Below are 13,790 nucleotides of genomic sequence, written 5' to 3' on the forward strand. Positions count from 1 at the left end.
GCTCTCTTGTTGGAAACGGCTAGGGTAATAAGGTAGGGACGGGCTCCGAAAAACGGCTCGGACGCACGCAGGCCCTGTAAACAGACCGGCAATTATACGCATAAGTCACTGCGGAGACCGCGATGCTGGAAACCGACTTCTACGATTGCCCTTATTGTGGCGAACGGGTGGAAACTACCGTCGATCTGTCTGCTGGCGACCAGGTCTATACCGAGGATTGCCAGGTGTGTTGCCAGCCTGTGGTGTGCATTCTGCAGGTGCATGGTGACGAATGGCTGCTCGAAGTCCGCCGTGAGGATGACACTTGATGCAGCGCATCTACGAACCGGAAAGCCTGCTCGAGGCGGAAATGCTGGCGGGTATGCTTGCCAGCGAAGGGGTCGTGGTGCACGTGGTTGGCCGTGACCTGGTCGGTGCTGCCGGCGAGCTGCCGCTGCAAGGCCTGCTGGGGCTGGCCGTGGCTGATGAGCAGGCCGAATACGCACGACAGCTGATCGATGCGTACAATGACGCCCAGCCACTGGTTGGCGACGAACCGGAGAGTTTCCCCGGTACCTTGATCTGTTAGGTTCTGAATTCGCCCATGTGTGGACGTTACGCGCTGTTTCGCTGGCCCCAGGCGCTGGTCTGCCTACCGGGCTTTCCTGCCGGGCAACCGGCCCAATGGAACATCTCGCCCGGGGCTTCGGTGCTGATCCAGCGCCAGTTGGACGGCCAGTTGCAACTGGCCAAGGCGCGCTGGGGGCTGACCCCGGCCTGGCTCACCGACCTGTCCCGCACCCCCGCCCATGCCCGTGCCGAGACCTTGGCCGAACAGCCGATGTTTCGTGATGCGTTCCGCCAGCGGCGCTGCCTGATGCCGGCCAACGGTTTCTACGAATGGCGTGGCAATGTGCGCAAGCGCCCGTATTGGTTGACCCCAGGGGAGGGCGCATCGCTATACTTCGCCGCCGTGTGGGAGGCTTACCCCGTGCAAGACCAGGTGTGGCTGAGCTGTGCAGTGGTGACCCAGGCGGCAATGAACCAGCGCCGGCCGCTGATCCTGGACGAAGCAGGGCAGGCGGCCTGGCTTGACCCGGACACGCCGCTGACGCGCCTGCACGAGCTGCTGGCCAGCCCGTCGGCACAGTTGCGTGAACGGGCGTTGGCCAACTTTGTCAATGACCCGAAGCTGGACGCCCCGGAGTGCCTGACCCCGGCCTGATGGCCGGTGTGCACCCGAGGTTGTCTGGCTTCAGTGTGAAATCTTATCTACGGCTATGGCGGCCCACGGGCCAGTCAGCCTAGGATACGGCGCATGTAGTAAAGGGAGTGTTTTCATGCGTAAGTCTTTTGTCGTCAGCCTGTTGAGTGCTGGCATCCTGCTAGCTGGCTGCCAGGCGGTGAATACCACCAGCGGCGGTGCTGTCGGCGTCGAACGCCAGCAATACATGTTCAGCATGCTGTCGGCCGATGAGGTCAACCAGATGTACGCCCAGTCGTACCAGCAGACCCTCGGCGAGGCGTCCAGCAAAGGCGTGCTCGACAAGTCCAGCAGCGATGCCAAGCGCGTGCAGGCCATCGCCGACCGCCTGATCGCCCAGGCCCCCAAGTTCCGCCCGGATGCCGCGCAGTGGGACTGGCAGGTCAACGTGATCAAGAGCGACGAGCTCAACGCCAACTGCGGCCCGGGTGGCAAGATCATCGTCTATACCGGGCTGATCGACCAGCTCAAGCTCACCGATGCGGAAATCGCCGCGGTGGTCGGCCACGAGATCGCCCACGCCTTGCGTGAGCACAGCCGCGAGGCGATGTCCAAGGCGTACGGCGTGGAAATGGCCCGCCAGGGTGCCGGTGCCATCTTCGGCCTGGGCCAGAGCAGCATGGCCCTGGCCGACACGGTGGTGAACTATGCCATGACCCTGCCCAACAGCCGGGCCAACGAGAACGAGGCCGACCTGATTGGCCTGGAACTCTCGGCACGTGCCGGTTACGACCCGAATGCCGCGATCACCCTGTGGAACAAGATGACCAAGGCTTCCGAAGGTGCGCCGCCCGAGTTCATGAGCACCCACCCGGCGTCGTCGAGCCGTATCGCTTCGTTGCAGGCGGCGATTCCGAAGGTGATGCCGCTGTATCAGGCGGCCAAGAAGTAATTGCTGGTCATGGGGCCGCTTCGCGGCCCTGTCGCGACACAAGGCCGCTCGTACAGCAGGCGCGTACTGCTTGTAGGCGCGGCCTTGTGTCGCGATGGGCTACGCAGCAGCCGCGCCTTGCGGGTTACCCGACCCAGCCACTGGCCTTCATCGCCGAGTAGACGGCCACGATCGCCAGCACGAAGAACGCTGTCGCTGCCAGGCGACGAATCAGCGTCAGCGGCAGTTTGTCTGCTGCGAAGTTACCTGCCAGGACCACCGGTACGTTGGCAATCAGCATGCCCAGGGTGGTGCCGATGATGACCATGATCAGGTGCGGATACTGAGCCGCCAGCATCACCGTGGCGACCTGGGTCTTGTCCCCGATTTCCGCCAGGAAGAACGCGATCAGCGTCGTCAGGAACGGCCCGAAGCGGCGCGCCGGGCTCTCGTCGTCATCCATCTTGTCCGGCACCAGGGTCCACAGCGCCGTGGCGGTGAAGCTCGCGGCCAGCACCCAGTGCAGCGCCGCAGCGCTGAAGAAACTGCCGACCCATGCCCCCACGGCACCGGCTGCGGCATGGTTGGCCAGGGTCGCCGCGATGATGCCGGCGATGATCGGCCATGGCTTGCGGAAGCGGGCCGCGAGAATGAGCGCGAGCAGTTGCGTCTTGTCGCCAATTTCGGCGAGCGCAACGATTGCGGTGGGGACCAACAGAGATTCCAGCATCAGGATTCCTACGGGGGCGGGTCGACACGGCTATGACACGTACAGCCTCCCCGCCCCGGGTAAGGTGTGCGTGTCATAGGTCTTGTCAAACCCTGGATCCGTCTATGCGGATCTCGCCATGCAGCCTGCATGGTGGGTCGCACGCGCCATGGCCTGTGGGCCAAGTATGTTGACGCGTACCGGGCGAGCTGGGCGCTCGCGGGAGACTACTCCCCTAGGACGGTGCGGATTCTGCCTAGGCAAAACGCTTTCGGCAAGCGCTGTTTTTATCCGTGTGTTGCCTGGTAGATGCGGAAGCCATCGGCTTCGTCGCGCACCCGGCAGTTGCCCAGCGCGCCTTCGATCAGCGGCTGGTAGCGCAGGAAGCTGTTGGCCACCAGGCGCATTTCGCCACCTTTTCGCAGATGAATTGCCGATTTTTTCAGCAAGTTTTCCGATGCCTGGTAGTTGGTGTGGACCCCGGTGTGGAATGGCGGGTTGCTCAGGATCAGGCTCAGTTCGGTAGGGGCCGCGTCGATGCCGTCGCCGCTGATCACTTCGCCTTCCAGGCCGTTGGCCGCCAAGGTCAGGCGGCTGGCGGCCACGGCGAAGGCATCCACGTCGAGCAGGGTCACGCGGCTTTGCGGATAACGGCGTTTCACCGTGGCGCCGAGCACCCCGGCGCCGCAGCCGAAGTCCAGCACATGCCCGCTTGGCAGGTTATCGAGGTGCTTGAGCAGCAGGGCTGTACCGCGATCGAGGCGACCATGGCTGAACACCCCGGGCAGGCTGACCACGTGCAACGGGCCGTCTTCCAGGGCGAGTTCAAAACGTTCGGCCAGGCTTTCCAGGGGTTTGGCTTCTGGTGCCTGGTCGATGCTCACTTGCCACAGCTGGCAATGGCGGGCGCTGTCGAGTTTGCGTGGTTTGCCGAACGCCTGCAGTTGCCTGGCTGCGCCTTCGATGCCGCCACGTTTCTCGCCGACCAGGTACAGCTCGCGGCCGCCCAGGCGCGCGGCCAGGGCATTGAGCAGGTAGGCTGCCAATTCGCGGGACTTGGGCAGGAACAGCACGGCACTGTCGAACGCCACCTGTGGCGGCTCGACCCCGTAGTGGCTGCGGCCGGCGTAACGGCTTTCGAGGATGCCCTGATCGCCGGCATGCCAGGTCCAGGCCTGGGCCTGGGGCAACTGGCCGAGCAGGCCGTCGGCGGGGGCACCGGCGAGCAGCAGCGGCCCCTGGAACAGCTCTGCCTGGCGGAGCAACACTTCACTGCGCGGGTCCATGGACGACGCCTCCTGAAAAAGTGGCGCAGTGTAGCAGAGCCGGGCGCCGCGCTCAGCTGACCACGCGGCGCGGTTGCCCGGCGAAGAAGGCCTGGGCGTTCTCGCTCAGCTGGCCGACGATGCGCTGGCGCGACTCCACTGCGCCCCAGGCACTGTGCGGGGTGATGATCAGGCGCGGAATACCGGGTTCAAGCAACGGATTGCCGTTGACCGGCGGCTCCACGCTCAGCACGTCGGTGGCGACGCCGCCGAGGTGGCCGCTGCGCAGGGCGTCGGCCAGCGCCTGCTCGTCGATCAGGCCACCGCGAGCGGTGTTGACCACCAGTGCATTGGGCTTGAGCATCGCCAGTTCGCGGGCGCCGAGCATGTGCCGGGTGTGCTCGTTCAGCGGGCAGTGCAGGCTCAGGGCGTCGACCTGTGGCAGCAGCTCGTCCAGCGGCAGCCGGTCGGGGCGTTCCGGGCGGCCGGGGATCTGCCCGCTCAGCACGCGCATGCCAAAGGCTTCGGCCAGCCGTGCCACCGCGCCACCCAGCTCGCCGTGGCCGAGCAGGCCGAGGGTCTTGCCTTCCAGTTCGACGATAGGGAAGTCCAGCAGGCAGAACTGGCTGGCCTCGGCCCAGCGGCCGGCGGCTACTGCCTGGTTGTAGTCGCACAGGCGGGTGGCCAGGGCCAGCAGCAGGGCGAGGGTGTGCTGGGCCACAGACGGGGTGCCGTAGCCCTGGCAGTTGCAGACGGTGATGCCCTGGGCACGGGCCGCCGCCAGGTCGACATTGTTGGTGCCGGTGGCGGCAATCAGGATCAGCTTCAGCTGCGGATTGGCGACTAGCGCCGCGGCGTCGAGCACGACCTTGTTGCTGATTACCGCCACTGCGCCCTGCAGGCGTTCGGCGACCTGGTCCGGGCGGGTTGCGGCGTAGAGCTCGAATTCGTCGAACTGTTGCTTCAGGGGCGAGAGGTCGAGATCGCCCAGGTCCAGGGACTGGTGATCGAGAAACACGGCACGACGCGGGCTGGGCATGGGGCTCTCCGGTGCAGGGCAGGGGTATCGGTGTTGTGGCCCGCGAAAGGGCCTGCAGATCCAGCACAAATCCTGAAGCTGTCAGCGCAGTGTCTAGCCCGCGGTTACCGCCCGTCAACGCCCCTCACTCATACCTTTGGCGCACAAATCATTCCTTCGGCTGATTTGGCCGTCACATTGGCGGACTACAGTAGTTGCCAGAGTTGTCCGGCCCGCCTTTTCCAGAAAGGGATACCCATGTTGCAGACCCGCATCATCAAGCCCGCCGAGGGCGCCTACGCCTACCCGCTGCTGATCAAACGCCTGCTGATGTCTGGCAGCCGCTATGAAAAGACCCGTGAAATCGTCTACCGCGACCAGTTGCGGCTGACCTATCCTCAGCTCAACGAGCGCATTGCGCGCCTGGCCAACGTGCTGACCGAGGCGGGCGTGAAGGCGGGTGACACCGTGGCCGTGATGGACTGGGACAGCCACCGCTACCTGGAATGCATGTTCGCCATCCCGATGATCGGTGCGGTGGTGCACACCATCAACGTGCGCCTGTCGCCCGAGCAGATCCTCTACACCATGAACCACGCCGAAGACCGCGTGGTGCTGGTCAACAGCGACTTCGTCGGCCTGTACCAGGCCATTGCCGGGCAATTGACCACTGTCGACAAGACCCTGCTGCTGACCGATGGCCCGGACAAGACCGCCGAGCTGCCCGGGCTGGTCGGCGAATACGAGCAACTGCTGGCCGCTGCCAGCCCGCACTACGCCTTCCCGGATTTCGACGAAGATTCGGTGGCCACCACCTTCTACACCACCGGCACCACCGGTAACCCCAAGGGTGTGTACTTCACTCACCGGCAACTGGTGCTGCATACCCTGGCCGAAGCTTCGGTGACCGGCAGCATCGACAGCGTGCGGTTGATGGGCAGCGACGACGTGTACATGCCGATCACCCCGATGTTCCACGTGCACGCCTGGGGCATCCCCTACGTTGCCACCATGCTCGGCATGAAGCAGGTGTACCCGGGGCGCTACGAGCCGGAGATGCTGGTCAAGCTGTGGCGCGAGGAAAAGGTCACGTTCTCCCATTGCGTGCCGACCATCCTGCAGATGCTGCTCAACTGCCCGACCGCCCAAGGGCAGAGTTTTGGCGGCTGGAAGATCATCATTGGCGGCAGCGCGCTCAACCGTTCGCTGTACCAGGCCGCCCTGGCGCGTGGCATCCAGCTGACTGCGGCGTATGGCATGTCGGAAACCTGCCCGCTGATTTCCGCCGCCCACCTGAACGACGAGCTGCAGGCCGGCAGCGACGATGAGCGCGTCACCTACCGCATCAAGGCCGGCGTGCCGGTACCGTTGGTGGAAGCGGCGATCGTCGACGGTGACGGCAACTTCCTGCCTGCCGACGGCGAAACCCAGGGCGAGCTGGTGTTGCGTGCACCTTGGCTGACCCTGGGCTATTTCAAGGAGCCGGAGAAGAGCGAGGAGCTGTGGCAGGGGGGCTGGCTGCACACCGGTGATGTCGCGACCCTGGACGGCATGGGCTACATCGACATCCGCGACCGCATCAAGGATGTGATCAAGACCGGTGGCGAGTGGATCTCCTCGCTTGATCTGGAGGACCTGGTCAGCCGCCACCCGGCGGTGCGCGAAGTGGCCGTGGTGGGGGTGGCCGACCCGCAATGGGGCGAGCGCCCGTTTGCCCTGCTGGTGGTGCGCGAAGGCCAGGCCATCGACGCCAAGGCACTCAAGGAGCACCTCAAGCCCTTTGTCGAGCAAGGGCATATCAACAAATGGGCGATTCCAAGCCAGATCGCCATTGTTACTGAAATTCCCAAGACCAGCGTCGGCAAGCTCGACAAGAAACGCATCCGCCAGGACATCGTCCAGTGGCAGGCCAGCAACAGCGCCTTCCTTTCCACCCTGTAACCGCCCTGCGGGTCGCCTTGCACAGCATGCGACCCGCATTCTAGAGCGCTCCAACCTTGCCAAACGGCGAAAATACGCCATCCTTTAGCACCGCCAGCGCGCCACCGACAGCACACGGCAGCGCGTTGGCAGCACGGAGCGCAAATCACACTTTAGAGGGATCAAGCGCCTGTGCCTTGCTGGCTATAGTCGGGGCCAGGGGATTTTCAGGAATGGGGGTGGCGACATGCGCAAGCCATGTCGTCGCGGGCGCAAGCCTGCAAACCGGTCGCTCGGGCCGTTCTTGAAAGGACTCACTGCCATAACAAAAAAAGTACATGGAGTAGCGTCGATGAAATCTGCAAACCCGTTCTGGCGCCGGGCCAAGTTGCCCTTGGCCGTCAGCCTTGCTTCCACGCTCGCAAGTCCTGCTTTCGCTGTCAGTTTCAACATTGGTGAAATCGAAGGCCAGTTCGACTCGTCGCTCTCCATCGGCGCCAGCTGGTCGACGGCCAACCCCAACAAGAACCTGATCGGGGTGAACAACGGCGGCAAGGGCCTGTCGCAGACATCGGACGATGGCCACCTGAACTTCAAGAAGGGCGAAACCTTCTCCAAGATCTTCAAGGGCATCCATGACCTGGAGCTCAAGTACGGCGACACTGGCGTATTCGTGCGGGGCAAGTACTGGTACGACTTCGAACTGAAAGACGAAGGCCGCGAATTCAAGGACATCAGCGACTCCAACCGCAAGGAAGGCGCCAAGTCGTCCGGCGCGGAGCTGCTCGATGCCTTCGTCTACCACAACTATTCCATCGGCGATCAGCCAGGCTCGGTGCGCCTGGGCAAGCAGGTGGTGAGCTGGGGTGAAAGTACCTTCATCGGTGGCGGTATCAACTCGATCAACCCGATCGACGTGTCGGCGTTCCGCCGCCCGGGGGCCGAGATCAAGGAAGGCCTGATTCCGGTCAACATGTTCTACGTCTCGCAGAGCCTGACCGACAACCTGTCGGCCGAGGCCTTCTACCAGATCGAGTGGGACCAGACGGTCGTCGACAACTGCGGCACCTTCTTCTCCCAGCCGGACATCATTGCCGACGGCTGTACCGACAACCTGCGCGTGCTCAACAGCAGCCGCACGGTGCCGGGCGCGGCGCAGCAGTTCCTGGCCAGCCGGGGCGTGAACATCAACGAAGAGGGGGTGATGGTACGCCGTGGCGCTGATCGTGATGCGCGCGACAGCGGCCAGTTCGGCGTAGCGATGCGTTACATGTTCGAGCCGCTGGATACTGAATTCGGCGCTTATTTCATGAACTACCACAGCCGTGCGCCAATCTTCAGCGCCACAGGCGCACCGCCTTCCGTGTTTGGCGGGTTGAGCGCCCTGCCTGCACAACTGCGTGCGCTGGCACCGCTGATCGTGGCTGGCAATTCCGAGTACTTCGTCGAGTATCCCGAAGATATTCGCCTTTATGGCTTGAGCTTCTCCACCACCTTGCCCACCGGGACCGCCTGGAGCGGCGAACTCAGCTATCGCCCCAACGCACCCGTGCAGCTCAATACCACGGATATCCTGTTCGCCGGGGTGCGTCCGATTGGCGGCGCGTTGAGCAATGCATCGTTGCTGAGCGGTACGCCAGGGCAGGACCTGCACGGCTACCGCCGCAAGGAAATCACGCAGTTCCAGACCACCCTGACGCACTTCTTCGACCAGGTGATGGGCGCCAGCCGCATGACGGTGGTCGGTGAGGTGGGTGTCACTCATGTCGGCGGCCTGGAGAGCGCACACGATACCCGTTACGGTCGTGACCCTGTATTCGGCCCCGGCCCGTTGCCATCCACGGGCGGTGCCAATACTTGCCAGGCGCTCAATGCCAGCACCATCGCGGGCGCAGGCGCTGGGGCCTCTACCGCCAACCTGTCGCGCAACTGCGAGAACGATGGCTTTACCACCAGTACTTCCTGGGGTTACCGCGCTCGGGTCATCTGGGACTACAACGACGTTTTCGCCGGGGTCAACCTGAAACCCAGCGTGGCCTGGTCGCATGACGTCTCCGGCTACTCGCCAGGCCCGGGCGCCAACTTCGAGGAAGGCCGCAAGGCGGTCAGCCTGGGACTCGACGCCGAGTACCAGAACACCTACACGGCAAGCCTGTCGTACACCAACTTCTTCGATGGCAAGTACACCACCGTGGATGACCGTGACTTCGTCGCGCTCAGCTTCGGCGTGAACTTCTAAGCACACAGATCCAGGACGACACGACATGAACAAGACCAGAAGTCTGCTGCAGGCCGGTGTACTGGGCCTGTCCCTGCTGGCCACCAGCGTCATGGCTGCGGTATCCGCCGACGAGGCAGCCAAGCTGGGCAGTACCCTGACCCCGATGGGGGCCGAAAAGGCCGGTAACGCCGATGGCTCGATCGGCCCATGGGAGCCGCTGGCGAAGAGCGCCGGCAGCGCCGACGGCAAGGGCTTCCTGTCCGACCCGTACGGCAGTGAAAAACCGCTGTTCACCATCACCGCGCAGAATGCCGAGCAGTACAAGGACAAGCTGTCGCCGGGCCAGCTGGCCATGCTCAAGCGCTACCCGGACACCTTCAAGCTTCCGGTATACAAGACCCATCGCGGTGCCACGGTACCGGCCGATGTGTTCGCCGCCATCAAGGAAAACGCCACCAAGACCACCCTGGTCGAAGGCGGCAACGGCCTGAGCAACTTCCGCACCGCCGTACCGTTCCCAGTCCCGAAAAGCGGCCTGGAAGTGATCTGGAACCATATCACCCGCTACCGCGGCGGCAGCGTCAGCCGCCTGGTGACCCAGGCCACGCCGCAGCAGAACGGGTCTTTCAACCCTGTGTACTTTTCCGACCAGTTCGTCTTCCGCGACAAGATGAAGGACTACGACCCGAACAACCCGGGCAACATCCTGTTCTACTTCAAGCAGGAAGTGACCGCGCCTGCGCGCCTGGCCGGTACCGTGCTGCTGGTACACGAAACCCTCGACCAGGTGAAGGAACCGCGCAAGGCGTGGATCTACAACGCTGGCCAGCGCCGCGTGCGCCAGGCCCCGCAAGTGTCGTATGACGGCCCGGGTACCGCCGCCGACGGCCTGCGCACCTCGGACAACCTGGACATGTTCAACGGCGCCCCGGACCGCTATGACTGGAAGCTCGAAGGCAAGAAGGAGCTGTATATCGCTTCCAACGCCTTCAAGCTCGACGACCCCAAGCTCAAGTACACCGACATCATCAAGGCCGGCCACATCAACCAGGACCTGACCCGTTACGAGTTGCGCCGTGTGTGGCACGTGGTCGCCACCTTGAAGCCGGGCCAGCGGCACATCTACGCCAAGCGTGACTTCTACATCGACGAAGACACCTGGCAGGCAGCGGTGATCGACCAGTATGACGGCCGTGGCCAGCTGTGGCGGGTGTCCGAGGCACATGCCCAGCCGTACTACAACGTGGAAGTGCCGTGGTACACCCTGGAGGCGATCTACGACCTGCAGTCGGGCCGTTACCTGGCCCTGGGCATGAAGAACGAAGAGAAGCGCGCCTACGACTTCGGCTTCAGCGCCAGCAAGGCGGATTTCCAGCCTGCGGCACTGCGCCAGTCGGGCATTCGCTAGGTTGTGCAGCCCCAGAACGCCCCGGCTTGCCGGGGCGTTTCCATTTGCCTGTTCCGCGCGCTTCGCGGGTAAGCCCGCTGCTACCGGGATAGCGCAGTTCAGGTGGCAGCGGGTTTACCCGCGAAGCGCCCGGAACAGCCGATAAACCTGCTGAATATCTCTCCAAACCCCCGCTCCAGCTCCTGTCCATCAGCCTTGTTGCTTTTTGTCGTAGTCTTTTCCGGCCCGGTGGCGCCCATCATCTTCAAATACGCAGCGTTACCCGCTAGTCTCGCAGGCATCCATATCGCCGTAGTCTTCCAACCAGAACGAGCCGGCCATGACAGATCTGTCCCGTACGCATGGATTCACCAGCCAGGCCCTGGGCCTGCTGGACGGGCGTTTCTTCCGGCCGCCCTTGCCGGACGGCCATGTCCCGCGCCTGCGCCTGTGCCAGCGGCTGCAGGCCGGCCTCGGCGGGCGGCTGCTGCTGGTCAACGCCCCCGCAGGGTTCGGCAAAAGCTCGCTGGCCATCGAATTTTGCGAAGCGCTACCCGAACACTGGCGCAGCCTGTGGCTGGGCCTGAGCCAGCGCGATGCCGACCCTGGCCGCTTCCTCGAGCGCCTGCTCGAAGGCCTGCAGCAGTATTGCCCAGCGCTGGGCGGCCAGGCCATGGGCCTGCTGAAAATGCGCCAGCGCCACCAGCCATTCGCCTTCGAGGAATGGCTCGATGGCCTGCTCGACGAGCTGGCGCAGTACCTGCAAACCGATACGCCGCTGTTGCTGGTGCTGGATGACTATCACCTGGCCCAAGGGCCGGTGCTCGACCGTTGCCTGCAGTTCTTTCTCAATCACCTGCCGCCCGGCCTGGTGCTGCTGGTCACCAGCCGCCAGCGCCCGGACTGGCACCTGGCGCGCCTGCGCCTGTCGCGGCAGCTGGTCGAACTCAATGAGCAGGACCTGCGGCTGACCGCCGAAGAGTCACTGGCGGTGATCGGCCGCCAACCCACCGGCCTGCGTGGCCAGGCGCTGGACAACCTGATCCAGCGCAGCGACGGCTGGGTGGCCGGGTTGCGCTTCTGGCAGCTGGCGGCCAGCGAGTCCGCTGACGAGCAGGCCTTGCCCCAGGCTTTGCATGGCGGCGAAGGCTTGATCCGCGATTACCTGCTGGAAGAAGTCATCGACAGGCTACCGGCCGACGTGCAGGCCTTCCTCTACGACACCGCCTGCCAGGAGCGCTTCTGCGCCCCGTTGTGCGATGCCGTGCGTGGTCGCCACGACAGTGCCGCGATCCTGCGCTTCCTGCAGGCGCACCAGGTGTTCCTGGTACCGCTGGACGAGCATGGCCACTGGTTTCGCTACCACCACCTGTTCTCCGACCTGTTGCGCAGCCGCCAGGCCAGCCAGCCGCTGGCAGCGCTGCAGTTGCGCGCCTGCCGCTGGTTCGAAAGCCAGGGCCTGCTGGACGAGGCGGTGGAACAAGCCCTGCGTGCCGGCCACCTGGATGTCGCCGCCAACCTGGTGCAGAGCTTGTCCGAGGAACAATTGCTGGCCGAACAGAACGTCGGCATGTTGCTGCGCTGGAAGATGGACCTGCCCGACAGCCTGCTGATCAGCACGCCGCGGCTGATCGTGCTGTACAGCTGGGCGTTGGGCCTGGCCTGCCAACTGGACGCGGCCGAGGAGCTGGCAGGCTACCTCAGCCGCTTCCTGCCGGCGCCTTCGGCGACCGCGCAAAAGTCCATGCTGGCGCAGTGGCTGGCGCTCAGTGGTGTGATCGCCCGGGGCCGTGGCAACCGCGAACGCACCCTGGCCTATTGCAGTGAAGCCCTGCAAAGCCTGCCGAACAAGCGTTATGGCCAGCGCCTGGTGTGCCTGTCGACATTGTCCAACCTGGCGATTGCCGATGGCGACTTCTGGCGCTCGCGGGGCTGGAACCGCGAGGCCCTGGAGCTGGCGCAGCGGGTCGGCAACCCGTTGTTCGAGGCCCTGGCCCATTACGACCGCGCACGCGTCCTGCACGCGCGTGGCGAGGTGCTGCGGGCACTGGACGAAGTGCGCCAGGGGCTGCAACGCCTGCAAGGGCTGTCGGCGCAGCGCCTGTATGCCGTGCGCGCGCGCCTGACCTTGTACGAAGGCTACCTGCTGGTCTCGCGCCTGCAACCGGCCCAGGGCCGTGCCCGCTTGCGTGCGGGGCTGGGCGAGGCACGGGCGTGCCGTGACATCAGCGTGCTCATCGGCCACTGCGTGATTGCCACCCTGGATGGCCGCGAAGGGCATTTTGCCGAGGCCTTTGCCGAACTGGCCGAGGCCGAGCGGCTGATGCACATCTGGGACGTCCCGCCGGTCTACTACCTGGCCATGATCACCCTGGTCAAATGCGAGTTGTGGCTGGCCCAGGGGCGCATGGACCTGGCCGAATCCTGGCTGCTGCGCCTGGGCCAGACCTATGGCGGCGAACACCCGGCGGCGGCGCCGGAATTCCACCCGTTGCTGCCGCTGCACATTGCCTTGCAACAGGCGCTGCTGGAGCGCACCCAGTCGCGTGGCGACGCTGCGGAGCAACGCCTGGCCGGCCTGGTCGAGCGCGGCCAGGCCAGTGGCGGCATGCTGCTGGCCGTCAACGCCCTGTGCCAGTGGCTTGCCTTGTTGTTGGGCGAAGGCCGGGAAGGGCAGGCCGCCCAGTTGCTGCCCAGGCTGCTGGAAGCTGCCCGTGGCGGCGTGCTGCAACCGTTTCAGCCGTTGCTGGAGCAGCACCCGCAGTGGCTTCACGAGCACTTGCAGGCAAGCGCCGCTTGCCCGGTGCAGGCCGAGCTGCTCAAGCGCCTGCCGCAGATGCCCTGCAGCGGCAGCGGCGAAGCGCTGAGCGGCCGTGAGCTGGCGGTGCTGGAGCTGATTGCCCAAGGCTGTTCCAACCAGCAGATCAGCGAGCGGCTGTTCATTTCCCTGCACACGGTAAAAACCCACGCCAGCCATATCAACAGCAAGCTGGGGGTAGAGCGGCGTACCCAGGCGGTGGCCAAGGCCAAAACCCTGGGGCTGCTGGCCTGAAGCTGGCTGCGCAGGGCATTGCCCGCTAGCGTCATGACCGAGGCCAGGGCTGCTGGCCGCCAACGCGCTGCCCTCATCTTTCCCGAGCCGCTGCCGATACAGCT

At 64.6% G+C, this 13,790-nt stretch carries 11 protein-coding genes and 1 riboswitch; of the genes, 8 read left to right on the forward strand and 3 right to left on the reverse strand.

Features of this window, described 5'->3' with window-relative positions:
• Positions 1-122 precede the first annotated feature (122 nt).
• The 4 genes from HU763_RS04030 (at position 123) to HU763_RS04045 (ending at position 2,135) form a co-directional block, all read left to right on the forward strand.
• Positions 123-308: a CPXCG motif-containing cysteine-rich protein gene (locus tag HU763_RS04030; protein ID WP_170028275.1), complete on the forward strand. Its 186-nt coding sequence runs from the start codon at positions 123-125 to the stop codon at positions 306-308.
• Positions 308-568 (forward strand): putative signal transducing protein, encoded by a 261-nt coding sequence (locus tag HU763_RS04035; RefSeq protein WP_170028276.1) that lies wholly within the window; start codon positions 308-310, stop codon positions 566-568. The genes HU763_RS04030 and HU763_RS04035 overlap by 1 nt, the downstream gene beginning before the upstream one ends.
• A 15-nt stretch (positions 569-583) precedes the next feature.
• Positions 584-1,204 (forward strand): SOS response-associated peptidase, encoded by a 621-nt coding sequence (locus HU763_RS04040; protein WP_186686370.1) that lies wholly within the window; start codon positions 584-586, stop codon positions 1,202-1,204.
• A gap of 115 nt (positions 1,205-1,319) precedes the next feature.
• Positions 1,320-2,135 (forward strand): M48 family metallopeptidase, encoded by an 816-nt coding sequence (locus HU763_RS04045; protein WP_170028278.1) that lies wholly within the window; start codon positions 1,320-1,322, stop codon positions 2,133-2,135.
• Positions 2,136-2,259: 124 nt separating this feature from the next.
• On the opposite strand, the gene HU763_RS04050 is transcribed toward HU763_RS04045, so the two are convergent.
• The 3 genes from HU763_RS04050 to HU763_RS04060 form a co-directional block, all read right to left on the reverse strand.
• Positions 2,260-2,841, reverse strand: coding sequence for a TMEM165/GDT1 family protein (locus tag HU763_RS04050; RefSeq protein ID WP_170034036.1), 582 nt, complete (start codon positions 2,839-2,841; stop codon positions 2,260-2,262).
• Positions 2,842-2,931: 90 nt separating this feature from the next.
• A riboswitch (yybP-ykoY riboswitch) is annotated at positions 2,932-3,071 on the reverse strand.
• A gap of 39 nt (positions 3,072-3,110) precedes the next feature.
• A complete protein-coding gene (locus HU763_RS04055) occupies positions 3,111-4,109 on the reverse strand; it encodes a class I SAM-dependent methyltransferase (protein WP_186686368.1) in 999 nt (332 codons plus the stop codon).
• A 52-nt stretch (positions 4,110-4,161) separates the two neighbouring features.
• On the reverse strand, positions 4,162-5,127 hold the full coding sequence (locus HU763_RS04060) for a 2-hydroxyacid dehydrogenase (protein ID WP_186686366.1): 966 nt from the start codon (positions 5,125-5,127) through the stop codon (positions 4,162-4,164).
• 237 nt (positions 5,128-5,364) lie between these two features.
• Here HU763_RS04060 and HU763_RS04065 point away from each other — a divergent pair, with 237 nt between their 5' ends.
• The 4 genes from HU763_RS04065 to HU763_RS04080 all read left to right on the forward strand — a co-directional run bounded on the left by HU763_RS04065 (position 5,365) and on the right by HU763_RS04080 (position 13,686).
• The gene (locus HU763_RS04065; RefSeq protein ID WP_170028281.1) at positions 5,365-7,047 is read left to right on the forward strand and encodes a fatty acid--CoA ligase; all 1,683 of its coding nucleotides are present in this window, start codon (positions 5,365-5,367) and stop codon (positions 7,045-7,047) included.
• 331 nt (positions 7,048-7,378) lie between these two features.
• Positions 7,379-9,265, forward strand: coding sequence for a DUF1302 domain-containing protein (locus tag HU763_RS04070; protein ID WP_186686364.1), 1,887 nt, complete (start codon positions 7,379-7,381; stop codon positions 9,263-9,265).
• A gap of 25 nt (positions 9,266-9,290) precedes the next feature.
• Positions 9,291-10,655, forward strand: coding sequence for a DUF1329 domain-containing protein (locus HU763_RS04075; protein ID WP_170028283.1), 1,365 nt, complete (start codon positions 9,291-9,293; stop codon positions 10,653-10,655).
• A gap of 319 nt (positions 10,656-10,974) precedes the next feature.
• Positions 10,975-13,686 (forward strand): winged helix-turn-helix domain-containing protein, encoded by a 2,712-nt coding sequence (locus HU763_RS04080; protein WP_186686362.1) that lies wholly within the window; start codon positions 10,975-10,977, stop codon positions 13,684-13,686.
• Positions 13,687-13,790: the final 104 nt, after the last annotated feature.

The sequence above is a fragment of the Pseudomonas anuradhapurensis genome (assembly GCF_014269225.2).
GTDB lineage: Bacteria > Pseudomonadota > Gammaproteobacteria > Pseudomonadales > Pseudomonadaceae > Aquipseudomonas > Aquipseudomonas anuradhapurensis.

Bases quoted from the DNA above. Each gene is read 5' to 3' on its own strand.
- HU763_RS04040 (WP_186686370.1), top strand. From the start codon at position 584: ATGTGTGGACGTTACGCGCTGTTTCGCTGGCCCCAGGCGCTGGTCTGC.
- HU763_RS04045 (WP_170028278.1), top strand. From the start codon at position 1,320: ATGCGTAAGTCTTTTGTCGTCAGCCTGTTGAGTGCTGGCATCCTGCTA.
- HU763_RS04055 (WP_186686368.1), bottom strand. From the start codon at position 4,109: ATGGACCCGCGCAGTGAAGTGTTGCTCCGCCAGGCAGAGCTGTTCCAG.
- HU763_RS04030 (WP_170028275.1), top strand. From the start codon at position 123: ATGCTGGAAACCGACTTCTACGATTGCCCTTATTGTGGCGAACGGGTG.
- HU763_RS04075 (WP_170028283.1), top strand. From the start codon at position 9,291: ATGAACAAGACCAGAAGTCTGCTGCAGGCCGGTGTACTGGGCCTGTCC.
- HU763_RS04080 (WP_186686362.1), top strand. From the start codon at position 10,975: ATGACAGATCTGTCCCGTACGCATGGATTCACCAGCCAGGCCCTGGGC.
- HU763_RS04035 (WP_170028276.1), top strand. From the start codon at position 308: ATGCAGCGCATCTACGAACCGGAAAGCCTGCTCGAGGCGGAAATGCTG.
- HU763_RS04070 (WP_186686364.1), top strand. From the start codon at position 7,379: ATGAAATCTGCAAACCCGTTCTGGCGCCGGGCCAAGTTGCCCTTGGCC.
- HU763_RS04060 (WP_186686366.1), bottom strand. From the start codon at position 5,127: ATGCCCAGCCCGCGTCGTGCCGTGTTTCTCGATCACCAGTCCCTGGAC.
- HU763_RS04065 (WP_170028281.1), top strand. From the start codon at position 5,365: ATGTTGCAGACCCGCATCATCAAGCCCGCCGAGGGCGCCTACGCCTAC.